This is a genomic window from Dyella sp. NPDC103356, from assembly GCF_055584465.1.
In genome coordinates this window covers 764,713-777,535 of record NZ_JBVJLZ010000002.1, presented here as the reverse complement: position 1 = coordinate 777,535, position 12,823 = coordinate 764,713, and the positions used below count along the sequence as shown (strand labels likewise).

Here is a 12,823-nt window from a genome sequence, read left to right as displayed (position 1 = left end):
CTCAGATCTCCAGTCGATCTTGCCGGCCGCCGGCGCTATCGGCTTGCGCCAACCCGGTAAGCAGTTCGCCTATCGCCCCCAGCACATCGTTGCTGCAGACGATGCCCGCAAGGCGACCGGCGTCATCGATCATCGGCAGGCGACGCGTACCGTTGCCCTGCATGATGGCGACCAGCTCGTCCACCGAGTGGTCCGTGCGGCAGCAGACCGCCGGTGAAGACATAACATCGCCCACGGTCAGGGCACTCACATCGCAGGCAACCGCGCACGCCCGGAACACCACGTCGCGGTGCGTGAGTATGCCGATGGGTATGATTCCCTCCGAGGATGCCGCCGTCACGACGAGGCAGCCGATTTGGTGTTGACGCATGATGCGCGCCGCCTCGGTCAAGGGGACCTCCGCTTGGGTCTGGATGACCCGCGAATGGCCTATCTGTTGAGCTCGCATCGTTGCGCTCCAGGATCGTGTGCCACGTTATTGATCGCGATCAAGCCGACATCGCGTGCCTGACCTAACCTATCGGCGAGCTCGCACTTTTGAGGCCATGCCTTCTGAGCTCGTGCGATGCACGCACCCGCCGCCGTTATGGCGGCTTTTTTTTAAAGGACCTCCCCGCGCCACGGCGGTGACAGGCAGGGGCGGATGGCGTGGTCCGACACCTCGACAGGGAGGCGCGGTTGAGTGATGGGGCGATCGATCCAGGGCTGCATGATGTCCACGGTTTCTCGCATCGCGGAAGCCAGCTGTTCCGCCGACAGGCTCGGCCACTCGGCGGTCAGGCCATGAAGGGAAAGCACGATTTGCGCGTAGCCGAGCGAAGGGATGATGCGCGCGCTCTGCCCCGCACCCACCCGGCGCTCGCACGGCTTGCGCAGCGCGGGATCGATACCGTCGGCCACCCCGTTGGCAAACAGGGCCAACTGCGGCTGCGGCGCGATGGCGGTCAGCGTCGCATGTCGCAACCCAACTTTTTGGCCGATGTCGCGCAGCGCGGGAGGAAGCTCGGACAGCCACTGCACCGACCGCCTCTCGCCCGCACGCACCAATCCCCCGTAACGCGCCGCCTGTTCGATCGAGCCAGTGATCGCGCCGACCAATAATCCCTGGGCGACTTGGGCGGCCACGCGCAACGCCGCCGCGCTGCCATAGTTCATGCGCAGCAAGACCAAGGCATCGCCAAAGCCGATGATGCCGATACGCGGGTGCAGGATCCGCCCTCGATGGGCATCGGCTGCCCACGCCGCCAGATCGGTCAAGGTGACGGCCAGGCTCGCCGCGCGCCGCACACCAGCGAGATCAATATATGGCAGCCCACCCACACCACGCACAAAGGTGGCCACGTTCACGACGGCTGTCAGCCCGTCGCTGGGCCAATCGGGCGCGCCCGTCCCGGCGGTGGCCAGGACGCGCTCATCGAGCAACACCTCCCACGCGCGGAACGCCTCTAGGATGTCCTGCTCGGCCTGGGCACGCTCATCAGCGGGCAAGGCCGTGGTCAATGCACGGGCCACGCGCTGCCAGGTGCCGTCGATCGTGATGTCCTGCAACCGATCATGCTCACGCCAGCGAAACCATGCGTCCCACGCTTCCACCGCGGCAGGGTCGACAAAGGGAGAGGGAGTGTCTTGGGTGATCATGGCGGCCAGGCAAGCTTCTATGGCTGGAGAATCTAGGCCGACCGCGACGGTTCGCATTGATATACATCAAGGCGCGACCGCGCGCCCTGCGGTTCCGATGTCAGTTACAAACCGTTACTCAGCGTTACCGCGCGCTCATCCGCGCGTCGACAATGACCGCTAACTTCATCCCCAGGGCATCAGCGCATACCGGGGAGAACGATCATGAATGCAGCGTTGCAGGAACGGTTCCTTTGCACACCGCCATCGAGCGCCACCGAGCAGGTCCGGCCGCCGCTGTCCGGGTTCGACTTGGACACCCTGCGGACTCACATGCTGGTCCAGATGCACAAGCTCGACGCCGGCCAATCGCTGTATCGCGCCGGCCAGCCCTTCCGATCGATCTTTCTGGTACACGCGGGCTTCCTCAAAAATACCTTGGTGTCCGAGGATGGACGGGAGCGCGTGACGGCCTTTCGCATGCGCGGGGACATGCTGGGTGCCGAAGCGATTGGCTCGAGTGTGCATGTCTGCTCGGCGGTGGCGCTCGATACCAGCGTGGTCTGGGAGGTGCCCTACGCCGGTCTGCTGCGCGCCTGTGCCACGGTCCCGGCACTCCAGGCGCGCCTGGCTGACCTGCTGGCCGAGGAAATCCGTCACGACCGGCGCTGGATGCTCGCGCAAAGTACGCTGGGTGCGGAGCAACGCGTCGCTTCGTTTCTGCTTCAGATGGCTGCGCGGTATCAAGCGCTGGGATTCAGCGATCGGCATTTCGTGCTGCGCATGAGCCGCATCGACATCGCCAGCTTCCTGGCACTCAAACACGAGACCGTCACGCGCGCACTGTCGCACCTAGTCGCCTTGGACGTTATCCGTGTCCACCTGCGTGAAGTGCAGATCATCGACGCCGTCGCGCTGTCGCGGTTGGCCGAGCAGGCCGAACGCGTTCATTGACGCGAAGCGCGTTGCCTATGGATGGCACGCAGCAAGGCCATGCCCAGGTCATCGCGAAGATACGGCTTGGGCAACAATTCGTAGTCATGATGGCCATGGCTCTCGGCCTGCCACGAACGCGCATCACCGGTAGTCAGTAGCACGGCCAGATCCGGTCGCGTCGCCTGCAGCCTTTGCGCCAATGCCATGCCGGTCATGCCGCTACCGAGCATGATGTCCGAAAAAACCAGCGTGACATCCGGCCATCGGTCAAGCGTGTCCAAGGCCTGTTCGGCATCGCGCACGCCATGCGCCCTGTAGCCCAATGATCGAAGAAAACGTAACGCCACATCGCGAACGTCGGACTCGTCCTCCACCACGAGGACCACACCTTGGTCAGTCGGCGCCGGCGCATGCTGTGTGCTCCCGGGTTGGCCCATCACGCTAACGGACTCGGCCGCCGGTAAATGCAGTTCGATGCAAGTGCCATAACCGAGCTTGCTCTCGATCGTCAAATGCCCGCCCGATTGCTTGACGAAGCCATACACCATGCTCAGGCCAAGGCCGGTGCCCTTGTGTTGCTCCTTGGTCGTAAAAAACGGTTCGAAGGCGTGGGCCAGCACCTCCGGTGACATGCCCATGCCGGTATCGCGTACAGCCAGGACGACGTAGGTCGCTGTTGCTGCGGCTTCGTGCTCAGGTGGCCGCTCGTCCCTGACGGTCACCGCAATCGATAGCCTACCGCCACGCGGCATCGCGTCCCGGGCATTGATCGCGAGATTCACCAGCGCCGCATCGAGCTGCCCCGGATCCACAAAGATCGGCGGTATGTCGCTCGGACAATGGATCTGCAGGTCGATCGCATCGTCCAGCGTGCGTCGCAGCATGTCGCCGAGGTCGTTCAGTAGCGTGTCCACCACACAGACCTGGGGCGACAATTGCTGCCGTCGGGCAAAAGCCAGCAGTTTGCGTGTCAGATCCGCGCCGCGTGTCGCGGCGCGTCGGGCCGCTCCGACCACATCCAGTACATCCGGACGACTGCTCAGCTCATCCTCGAGTATTTGCAAGTTGCCTGAAATGATTGTCAGGAGATTGTTGAAATCGTGCGCGATCCCGCCAGTCAGTTGCCCGACGGCATCCAGACGCTGCGCGTGCAGTAGCCGATCTTGCGTCTGAATGCGCTGGATGGCGCTCGTGAGCATGAGGGCAAACGAGCGCAGGAAGTGCATCGCATCATGATCGAACTCACGCGCAGCGCGAGAAAATATCAGCAGCGCACCAGCAGGCCGCATCGGATCGAGTAGCGGAGCGATGGCGGCAGCGGAAAACGACGCGGCCGCACTGGCCGACAACATGGCTGGCTCGAAAATACGGGGCGTGTTGTCCATCGAAAGCGCCTCGATCAAACCCGAGGGGAGCTTACGATTGATCGTGTCCACCACATCCATCGATACGCCCAGTGACGTATGCACAACCATGCGTTCGTGCAAGCCCTCCTTGAAGGCCAACACCACACCCTGCACCTGCAAAGCGGCAGCTACCTGCTGCGTCATCACCTCGATCGCTTCCCCCAGATTGGGTGCAGCAAGCAACAGCTGCCCGATTTGTGCGATCGCACTGTCATGGCGTGCGCGCGTCATCGCCTGACGGGCGCGCTGCGTCTCCGAAATGTCGCGGATCGCCGCGACATACAGAGCACTGTTCTCCGAACGAACCGGGCTCAACGCCACTTCGACGGGAAACTCGGAGCCATCGGCTCGCAAGCCCGTCAATTCCTGCCCGGCGCCCATGGGACGTACCCGCGGATTGTGCGCGTACTCGGCCACGTGCCCCTTGTGCGCGGCGCGTGCACGCTCGGGAATCAGCATCTCGATGGGCCGGCCGACCAGGTCCCGCTCGGCATAGCCAAAAAGCCTTTCGGCCTGGCCGTTCACCCGCACGATATGACCCGTTTCATCCACCGCAAGCATGGCATCGGGTGCGATATCAAACAGTTCGCGGAACATGGCAGCTACCCGGAAAGGACGGGGGAAGCGAACAGATATCCGGTACCGCGTATCGACTTGATCAAGCGCGGCTGCTGGGGGTCTTCTTCCAGTTTGCGTCTCAAGCGACCGATCTGGACATCCACCGCACGGTCAAACGGACCGGCGCCGTGACCGTGAAGGTACCCCATGATCTGGTCACGGCTGAGCACCCGGTTGGGATGCTGCGCCAGGACACGCAGCAGGTCGAATTCACCACTGGTGAGCCTTATTTCCTCGCCGTCCTTCCGGGACAGGGTGTGGCGTCCCAGATCCAGGACGAAGTCGGCGAACGTCATGGTCTGTGTATCGACGGCTGGGACGGGCGTGACCGGTGGCCGCACAGCCAGTCGTCGAAGGACGCTTCGTACGCGTGCCAGGAGTTCCCGCAGATCGAAGGGCTTGGTGACGTAATCATCCGCACCCAGCTCAAGGCCGACAATGCGGTCGACGGCATCACCGCGCCCGGTGACCATGATGATGGCGCCGGACCAGTGCATGCGAAGTTGGCGACAGACTTCCAGCCCGTCTTCCTTAGGCAAGCCCAGGTCTAGCAGAATTACATCCACCGACTCCCGAGACAGGAGTTCTCTCGCGCTGGATCCATCGTGCGCTGCACTGACGGTGAAGCCCTGGGCTGAAAAATACCGGCGAATGAGCGCAACGATCTCGTCGTCGTCGTCAACAACGAGCAGATGCGGATGGGACCGGCTACCTTCGGAAGACATCGTCATAGGATATCGCACAGGCCATGTCCGGATTTATCTTATCAGCGGACACGCCAGACTGCCCAGACGAGCTAAGGGGCTGGCGACTTGCCCTTCCCGGTCGGCCGAAAAATAAACGTCGTCCATAGAATGATGGCCGCCAAGCACAGCAGCCCAAGTCCCCAACGCCAAGCCAGCGACTCGCTCATATAGGCAAGAGATGCACTAGCGACAACGACCGTACTCAATATCAAGGTAGATTTAGGTAAAGGAGGCAGGGGTTCGCTTTTCATGATGATCCTCGTGGCCAGGGAGTTCGACGCATGAAAAGCATGATCGCAAGGAGAGGAAGGCGTCTTGATCCTGGTCAAGGGAACTGCGGCGGTAGACGATAGGTGACGGCTCAGCCCCCTACCCTCGATAACGACCACTAATCGTCGCCTCAGCGTCAGGATGCGGCAAAGCGAAGATGTGTTAGCCCTAGTAGATTGGCGAGGGGAATGAGAAGCCGCTCCTATGGGTCTGCTCCGACTGAAGTTTCGGAACATTCCTATGGTCCATGCTAAGCCGAGTTCATAGGCTTCCTTGCACGGAAGAAAGGAAGCCAACATGACGAAAGATGTTCAGTTGCTGCTGAGTTGCGCCATCTCGACAGTGACCTCTCTCATCGAAAAAAAGCATGTTGAAGCATGCTTCAGATCACGGGAAGTCGCTAGACGTGCCGAGAGATTGGGAATGGCCGCCCTTACTGCGGCGGCCCTTAATCTAGAATTCGCCATCAAGTCTGGACTTCAAATAGCCATCCAGGCTACATCAAGCACCTTCATGCATGAGCTCAACATGGCGATATTGACCCAAGAGCGACGCCTCGGCTGGATTCAACGAAAGTTGCCAGCTTTGATGCGTCTCCTCTCTCGCTTCGCTACAGGCACCGGATCCTCCTCAAAATCACCGACGCCAAGCCCATCGAAATCGGCCGCATTGAGCAGAATGGACAATGTTTCTGGATGATCTCGCGCCAGCCACACGACGACCTCCTTGCGATCCATCACCTGAAGCAGCAATCGCCGCGTTACCGCAAGGCGCAACATGGGAGTGCCTTGAGCATGTGCAGGTTCTTCAAGAAGCTTTGAGGCAACCGAAGATAGCCGGTATCCGTCACGCCCCAAGACGTCCTCATAAATGGGATCGTCACGCAGGCGCAAGCAGGCCGCCGCAATGGACCGGCAATGACGCGCACAAAGGTGGTAAATCATATCCAGCGACGCGATCATCTGCTGTTCGCGTATCCAACGTCTCTTATCCGTCGCATGCATGATCCGGAACTCCCATGGAGAGGGCGGCCAGTTCACGAAGGACGCGAAGCGAATCGAACAGATAGAAGCGAGCACCAGCATCGGGACTGTTCTGGATCACATCCGGCCACGTTTTCGCGCTAACGGCCGGAAGAATCAGATAGTCCAGGGGCCGCTCCCCTCTCACGTCCATGCGAATGCCAACCAGAATGTCCGCCGTGCTACGGAAGCGCGGCACGATCCAGCGAATATTCCCGTGGCCAGCCTGAGACGATTGCATCAAATGGAACGATGCGGACCAGGTCTCGTCAATGCGGAGTGTGCGCCCCTCCTGGGTCACTGTTGAGCCATCGTCTTCAAGGGCTTCTCGCACGCATCCCATCACACTGGGAAGCCACACCCGAATCCGATCACGGATGTCTCCATAATCTAGATCTCGTTCCTGGATGTAGCCAATGCGTTTGTAGGCTGCTCGCAAGCTCCCGAAGCGGTGGAGATAGGCTTGCGAGGTGGGTGTCTTTGGATCGGTGGCCATCAGATGGAAATTAATACGGCCCTCGCGCTGCCAAAGCTCGCGCAAGGCTTCCAGCATCTCATCGTCCGTAAGCCTCCTAGCTCTTAGCTCGCGCTGTTCACGGGCAGTATCAAACAACTCCTGCGTAACAATGGCAGGGAACGCATGATCCATACGAATAGGCTCGGGCTCCGGCTGTGATGGATCGGGCTGAGAGAGTCTCCGTGACGGGTCTCGCCCGAAGACGAGTTTGCCCAAGTAGCGCTCGTCTTCAAGCATGCCTCGAATCGTGGATGCGCTCCAAGACGGGCCCCCTCTCGCGGGGCGCTTCCCTTTCTGATTGAGCCGCCGTGCGATGTCATTCATGCTGACGCCGGCGGCCGCCTGCTTAAACATCCAGCGCACGACAGCTACCTCATCACGTGGCCCGAGCACTAGGCGAACGCGATCCGTGGCGATGCTTTTACGTTCACCTGGCTTCAAGATGCATCGAGGCTTACCCGAAGCGTCGACCAGCATCCGACTCAGCCCATAGGCGGCGGGACCGCCCATGGCGAAGCCCGCGCGAACTAACCGAGCTTGGCCTGCAAAGACCTTGGCCGAGAGTTCACGGCTGTATTCCGCAGCCATCGAACGCTTCAGGCTCTTGAGGACCGCATGTAGCGGCCCTTCCCCTCCTGTAAAGGGCTCGGCGACGTAGATGACGCGTAGACCGTGTTGGGTGCAGAGGAATTCGTAGAAAGCAGACTCATCCACGTTCTGAAAGCGTCCCCAGCGGCTGACATCCAGAACAAGGATGGCCGTGCATCCTGTGCAGTGCTTTTGGACATCATCCAGGAGACGCTGAAGCGCCGGGCGGCCTTCCAGGTCAAGTCCGCTACGCCCTTCATCCACGTAGCTTTGTGCCACCACCATGTGATGGGCACTGGCGTAGGCGGCAATAGCAGTCCGCTGATTCGCCACCGAGGTGTCCTGCTTGTCCGTGGACATGCGCACATACTCGGCCACGGGAATGGCCGAGCCCGGCCTCCCGTGGTGAGTTTCAGTAGGCATCGGAATACAAGGCGTTTGTTTACGACACGTCGACGCTACGCCCTCCTTGTGGCTAAAGCAAATCAACACACCTATCGCTTGGTCCCACCTCGTTCTACCTTTTGCCAACTGTATCCTTGTTCTTTTCAATTGACGCTAAAATGGAGAACATGGAAAGCATCGACACATCTTTGCTTAGCTGGTGGTATGCGTAATGCGCGATCTCGAAATGCACCATTCATGAAATTGCTTTCTTCAGAACGAGGAGGCACCGATCACTCCTAACAACGGATGTTTCGCGCGTGGTCGATGCATAGATCGCTACGGCACCTAGCAACCTGGAAGGCAAATACAGAGTCGCCTCAACGCTGCATATGTTCGATACAACTTCCGCATACGTGGTGCCGATGGGAAGGTGTGCCACCAAAGGTCCGTACTAGCAAGGAATGCGACAGGAATCGTTTCTGGCTTTAATTGCGCAGGCAAGCCCGGAATCACCTCCCAAGCAGTTAACCAAAGGGCGGCCCGACGCCATGCGGGCCGCCCTATCCGGCGCACCACGTCCCACGGCGCACCACGAAGCGCAGGGACCCTACGCTGCGAAAAAGCGACGAATGGCGATAACGAAGGCTGAATCCAAAGTTGCGCTACAGGTGGTAACGCGAGATCTCCGGTTAGGTTGCTCAAACACCGAATTAGACATGCACGAGCGGCCTGCGGACTACCCCGCCAATCGCGGGGCCAAGGCTCACCCCGCCATAAGCAAGCCTCTAACGTGCGAGCGAACCAGTTAACGAGTGCGAGAATCGTCTTTTCCGGTTGAGTTGAGGGGCTTAAGCCAGACTCCAGCTCCACGTCGGCGATTGCCGCCAGCCGTGGCTCTGCCCATTGCAGAGCGATATTGTGCTCATCGCAACTGACCACAAAAATGCGCGCCCATGCGCGCCGAAATGTCCGCGGGCGACCGGCTACGCGATCTTCTTTGAGGCATTGCGGGCAGTATGCTCGCCGCTCCTCTCGCACCAATAAATGCGGGCCATCTTCCAAGCGATGTTCGTATAGCGCGCGAGCAGGAACACTGAGAACACGTGCCAACCGGACTAATTCACTGGCAGTTGGAACATCGAGCCTCGTATCGCCTAGTCGTACGCCCTGATCTTGCCATGTCCTTACGTCATCCTGCGACACGCCGTACAAACGGTCAGCTCGTTCAACAAGTGAGCGCAGGGACTCATCAACGCCAGGAGAAGCAATCCACCATCTATCTTGTAATTGCATGGCAAGTATGTCACTCATCGCCATGTTTCACCCCGATATTTTCGTCCCAGGTCAGCTGGGGATAGTGCTTGTCTGCCTTCATTAGAAATTCGTCCATGATGCGCTCATGTCCGTGTTGCAGCGACAGCACCGCAGCGCGAGTAACTAGCTCTACAATTCGCGTCAGCACACCGCCAGAAGTATTAACGAGATAACGCATCGTCGCCTGATGATGAAGGTTCGACGACTCAGCCATAGGCAATGACGACTCGAATGCACGTAGAAACGCCGCCAGGAAGCTGTCCGCCTTCCATTTGGGCAGGCTATGAAATTCAAAACGTTCCCGTAGGTGCTCATTCATTGCCATAACGTGCTCAGCCTCAGGCGTGCCAAGCGCGAACACTGTTACGCCCAAGCCGTTCATCATGCTCTTAATGACTTCCAATGACAGCTGCTGTTGTCGCGGGGTTCCAATGAGAATGTCTTGGATCTCGTCGATGACAATCAATTTAAGCGACGCTTCACGGGCAAGTGAGAATGCAAGATCGCGTCTCGCCTCACCTGTGTAACGAATCCCGTTAGGACAACCTAAAGCTTGCAGGAGATGCAAATGCACTTGCTTCGCCTCTCGCGCTTCAGACATGTTTATCAGCACGGCGTATCGGGTGGCCGACCTCGCCTCCGTGGGTGGCACATTGGTATACCGTCGCAAGACGGCCTCGGCTAGGCTTGTTTTTCCCGCCCCGGATCCACCTGAAACAATCAACCCCGACGCGCGCGAACTCGGCGGCCGCTTTAGCCGATAATCTAGCGACTCCAAGATCTGATTGATCTGATCATGCACGACAAATTTGTCCGCAAGAATGCGACGACAACGCTCACTTACAGGTAAATTCAGCGCATCTTTCGCACTCTGTGTTAGATGAACTATTGCATCGCTCATTGATCGAGATCCTCAACGATGAGAGGGCGTCCACTCGGAGCCATCAGCGGTGCTGCTCTGACCGTAGACGGCGTGGTGGTAGATCCGCGCTTGCGACCGCCGCGCTTGCCCCTGATGTTGGCCACATAGCTTTCATTTTTGGCGGATGGTTGTCGCCGCCGACTTCGCGTCAATGCAGCCGCATTTTCCTCAATGGCATCACGGCATGCGAATCCCACGTCGATTCGATCATTGAGAGAATTTTGCGTATCTTGATCGATCCGTAAGACCGCATGCTCCCCTATAGCCTTCCCGGCAATTGCGCGCGCCACGACAAAATCGGGTCTTCCCGTATCCACCCAGATGCACATCGGATCGCGAGGATCGTATCGAAATATCACCTCTCGCCCCGGACGAATGAACTCAGCAAGACTTGGATGCCAATAACGCGAACGGTTGAACTCAATGCCGGTTCGTTGGAGACGACGCCTAGCTACCGGTAAAAAGTCCATCTTGAACTCGCTAATTCGCGCGGGCATAGGTGGACTAACGAGTTGCCCGTCGGGTGCACGCCACGCCCTCTCCCAGGCAATCAATGGCGGGATACCACCAAGCCCTCGATGCGGCCGGGCATGGTAAAGACGGCATATTGCATCGACAAGCCAATCGCGAGCCTCAGATAGTGTCATCGTCGCTCGTGCATCACTGGGATAATTCCCCCGCTGCCTCGTATTGCTGAAGGTCGTTCCCGGCAGCCCATGAATGAGTTGCATCAAGGTGCCCATTTGTCGTTCGATGTGTCCGCCATAATGCGGCGTTCGCACGGGTCGCCACACAAGGTTGATTCCATGCTCCTCGCAACCACGCTTTAAGCCTTGGTTACGCAAGTCCTTGCCATTGTCGTGATGTAATTTCTCCATCAGCCCGTGCATCGGCCACAGTTCCCTATCGCGCTCATTCTCTCGCTTAGGGAGGACAGCATGCTCAATGCAGAGAGCTACTGAAACAGAGGACGGCGCATCCATTGAGAGATAGATGCCGACCACACACCGGGTTGCTATGTCGAAAGCAACCGAAAGCCATGGGCGACCCAACACTTCACTTCGATCCGGCGAAAGCACCATTAAATCGACTAATGTATGGTCGATCTGCACCATGGCGAGCGCCTGTGTGATGCGTAGGCGTCCTACCCGCGGCTCTCCGATCTGTTTAGCGGCCTTGACCCCTAAGCGCCTGATATCAAGGCTCAACCCTTCTTCGTGCTTGACTCGGGAGAGCACGGCCTTGGCGCTGGGCTTTCTTATTCCTAAACGTCGACACAGCGATTGAATACGCAGCGCAAGAAGCGCAACTGAAATGGGCTCTCTGCGCGCGTAGTGTTTTTGGATACAATGTGCAATGACACGCTCGGTTGTCTTTGGCAGCGTCATGCAGCCGACAGGGCGCCCTCCCCCTTGCCTGGCCATCGCGCTCACTACAGGCTCCCGGATAAGCCTTGCACGTAATCTTTGAACGTGGCGCGTCGATATGCCAAATTGAGCACTAATCGCTCGTGCTACATCGCGAGGTAGTGCAGATGTCTCGTTATAAGGACTGAGCGCCTTGAATAGTCCTAACGCCCGCTTCCACTCATCATCTGTGATGACTGTTGGATCGGAGGAACGCCCAACATCTGCAAGAGGTTCAAGTTTGTATCGAGGCACGGTAGCGACTCCACCGGTTGCCTCATATCGCACCTCGACAACGTGCAAGGAATGAACGCCCGCGATAACGACAACATGGCCATCAACGGCGTAGCGATCTCCGGGCATTATTGCGCGCTTCATAGGGGCCTCCTTAAACCCGAGCGCTCGATATCATCCATCCACCGTATCAAGCGAGAAGTCGCTCTCGCCTCATACAACCAATCTTCGAGTTGAAGCACGCTGAAGGGCCCATTGGCCCAACTAACAAAGTGGCTAGACATAGAAGTTCTCCAAAATTAGGCGCACGGACATCCGCGAGGCGACTGCAACCTCGTCCGTTACGACCGATGGAGAGACGCGCGCCCCCCGCCAAATGCTCGATTTGGCCGATTTGCGCTTGACACACCCCTGGCTTCAGGGGGAGACTTCGGAAAAGTTGGTCGCTTTACCGCTTTCTATACGCCCGAGGCTCGGCAAAAGCCTCGGGCGTAGTCGTTTTTAGCGCCTCAAATGGTGCAGCCCTATATTGATTGCTCGGCTTCGAGATACTCCTCAGGATCGTGGCTAGAAACGGATTGAGGACGTGCTCAGGATCCGGGGAGAGACAATACCCGTGACTCGCGACCATTGTGGGCACGATCTGGCACATCATCTAACACTCTCTAAGTGACGGAAATTTACACAAATTCCCACAATCGTCTAGGCTTTTTTTTTGCGTCGTCAGTAATCAGGCTAGCGTCGTAAAAGAAACGCACATTTTGGCGTTCCAAGATATCCATCTTTGGTAATCCAATTAACTCAATCTTGGAAAACTTCGACAACTTTTCGCCAGCAAGA

10 protein-coding genes are annotated in these 12,823 nt (G+C 58.5%); 1 reads left to right on the top strand and 9 read right to left on the bottom strand.

Annotated features, from left to right (window positions below):
* Position 1: 1 nt before the first annotated feature.
* Positions 2–448 (bottom strand): CBS domain-containing protein, encoded by a 447-nt coding sequence (locus ACZ6WW_RS06845; protein WP_465273529.1) that lies wholly within the window; start codon positions 446–448, stop codon positions 2–4.
* Between the two features lie 152 nt (positions 449–600).
* Positions 601–1,638, bottom strand: coding sequence for a hypothetical protein (locus tag ACZ6WW_RS06840; protein ID WP_465273528.1), 1,038 nt, complete (start codon positions 1,636–1,638; stop codon positions 601–603).
* 204 nt (positions 1,639–1,842) lie between these two features.
* Here ACZ6WW_RS06840 and ACZ6WW_RS06835 point away from each other — a divergent pair, with 204 nt between their 5' ends.
* Complete coding sequence (locus ACZ6WW_RS06835; RefSeq protein ID WP_465273527.1) at positions 1,843–2,571, top strand: cyclic nucleotide-binding domain-containing protein; 729 nt, start codon at positions 1,843–1,845, stop codon at positions 2,569–2,571.
* Here the strand turns inward: ACZ6WW_RS06835 and ACZ6WW_RS06830 are convergent.
* From ACZ6WW_RS06830 to ACZ6WW_RS06800, 7 genes are all read right to left on the bottom strand, one after another.
* Entirely contained in the window at positions 2,565–4,556 is a 1,992-nt protein-coding gene (locus ACZ6WW_RS06830) for a PAS domain S-box protein (RefSeq protein WP_465273526.1), read from the bottom strand. The two genes, ACZ6WW_RS06835 and ACZ6WW_RS06830, sit on opposite strands and share 7 nt — an antisense overlap.
* Positions 4,557–4,561: 5 nt before the next feature.
* Complete coding sequence (locus tag ACZ6WW_RS06825; protein WP_465273525.1) at positions 4,562–5,308, bottom strand: response regulator; 747 nt, start codon at positions 5,306–5,308, stop codon at positions 4,562–4,564.
* Between the two features lie 851 nt (positions 5,309–6,159).
* Positions 6,160–6,597 (bottom strand): hypothetical protein, encoded by a 438-nt coding sequence (locus ACZ6WW_RS06820; RefSeq protein WP_465273524.1) that lies wholly within the window; start codon positions 6,595–6,597, stop codon positions 6,160–6,162.
* Positions 6,581–8,143 carry a recombinase family protein gene (locus ACZ6WW_RS06815; protein ID WP_465273523.1) on the bottom strand — a complete coding sequence of 521 codons (1,563 nt, stop codon included), beginning with the start codon at positions 8,141–8,143 and terminating at the stop codon, positions 6,581–6,583. Before ACZ6WW_RS06815 ends, ACZ6WW_RS06820 begins: the two co-directional genes overlap by 17 nt.
* Before the next feature lie 309 nt (positions 8,144–8,452).
* Positions 8,453–9,400, bottom strand: a complete 948-nt coding sequence (locus ACZ6WW_RS06810; RefSeq protein WP_465273570.1) for a TniQ family protein — start codon at positions 9,398–9,400, stop codon at positions 8,453–8,455.
* A gap of 10 nt (positions 9,401–9,410) precedes the next feature.
* The gene (locus ACZ6WW_RS06805) at positions 9,411–10,322 is read right to left on the bottom strand and encodes a TniB family NTP-binding protein (protein ID WP_465273522.1); all 912 of its coding nucleotides are present in this window, start codon (positions 10,320–10,322) and stop codon (positions 9,411–9,413) included.
* On the bottom strand, positions 10,319–12,127 hold the full coding sequence (locus ACZ6WW_RS06800) for a transposase (RefSeq protein WP_465273521.1): 1,809 nt from the start codon (positions 12,125–12,127) through the stop codon (positions 10,319–10,321). Before ACZ6WW_RS06800 ends, ACZ6WW_RS06805 begins: the two co-directional genes overlap by 4 nt.
* Positions 12,128–12,823 lie beyond the last annotated feature (696 nt).

Coding starts and splice junctions, on each gene's coding strand:
- ACZ6WW_RS06815 (WP_465273523.1), bottom strand. CDS start 8,143: ATGCCTACTGAAACTCACCACGGGAGGCCGGGCTCGGCCATTCCCGTG.
- ACZ6WW_RS06825 (WP_465273525.1), bottom strand. CDS start 5,308: ATGACGATGTCTTCCGAAGGTAGCCGGTCCCATCCGCATCTGCTCGTT.
- ACZ6WW_RS06800 (WP_465273521.1), bottom strand. CDS start 12,127: ATGAAGCGCGCAATAATGCCCGGAGATCGCTACGCCGTTGATGGCCAT.
- ACZ6WW_RS06830 (WP_465273526.1), bottom strand. CDS start 4,556: ATGTTCCGCGAACTGTTTGATATCGCACCCGATGCCATGCTTGCGGTG.
- ACZ6WW_RS06840 (WP_465273528.1), bottom strand. CDS start 1,638: ATGATCACCCAAGACACTCCCTCTCCCTTTGTCGACCCTGCCGCGGTG.
- ACZ6WW_RS06845 (WP_465273529.1), bottom strand. CDS start 448: ATGCGAGCTCAACAGATAGGCCATTCGCGGGTCATCCAGACCCAAGCG.
- ACZ6WW_RS06820 (WP_465273524.1), bottom strand. CDS start 6,597: ATGCATGCGACGGATAAGAGACGTTGGATACGCGAACAGCAGATGATC.
- ACZ6WW_RS06810 (WP_465273570.1), bottom strand. CDS start 9,400: ATGCAATTACAAGATAGATGGTGGATTGCTTCTCCTGGCGTTGATGAG.
- ACZ6WW_RS06835 (WP_465273527.1), top strand. CDS start 1,843: ATGAATGCAGCGTTGCAGGAACGGTTCCTTTGCACACCGCCATCGAGC.
- ACZ6WW_RS06805 (WP_465273522.1), bottom strand. CDS start 10,322: ATGAGCGATGCAATAGTTCATCTAACACAGAGTGCGAAAGATGCGCTG.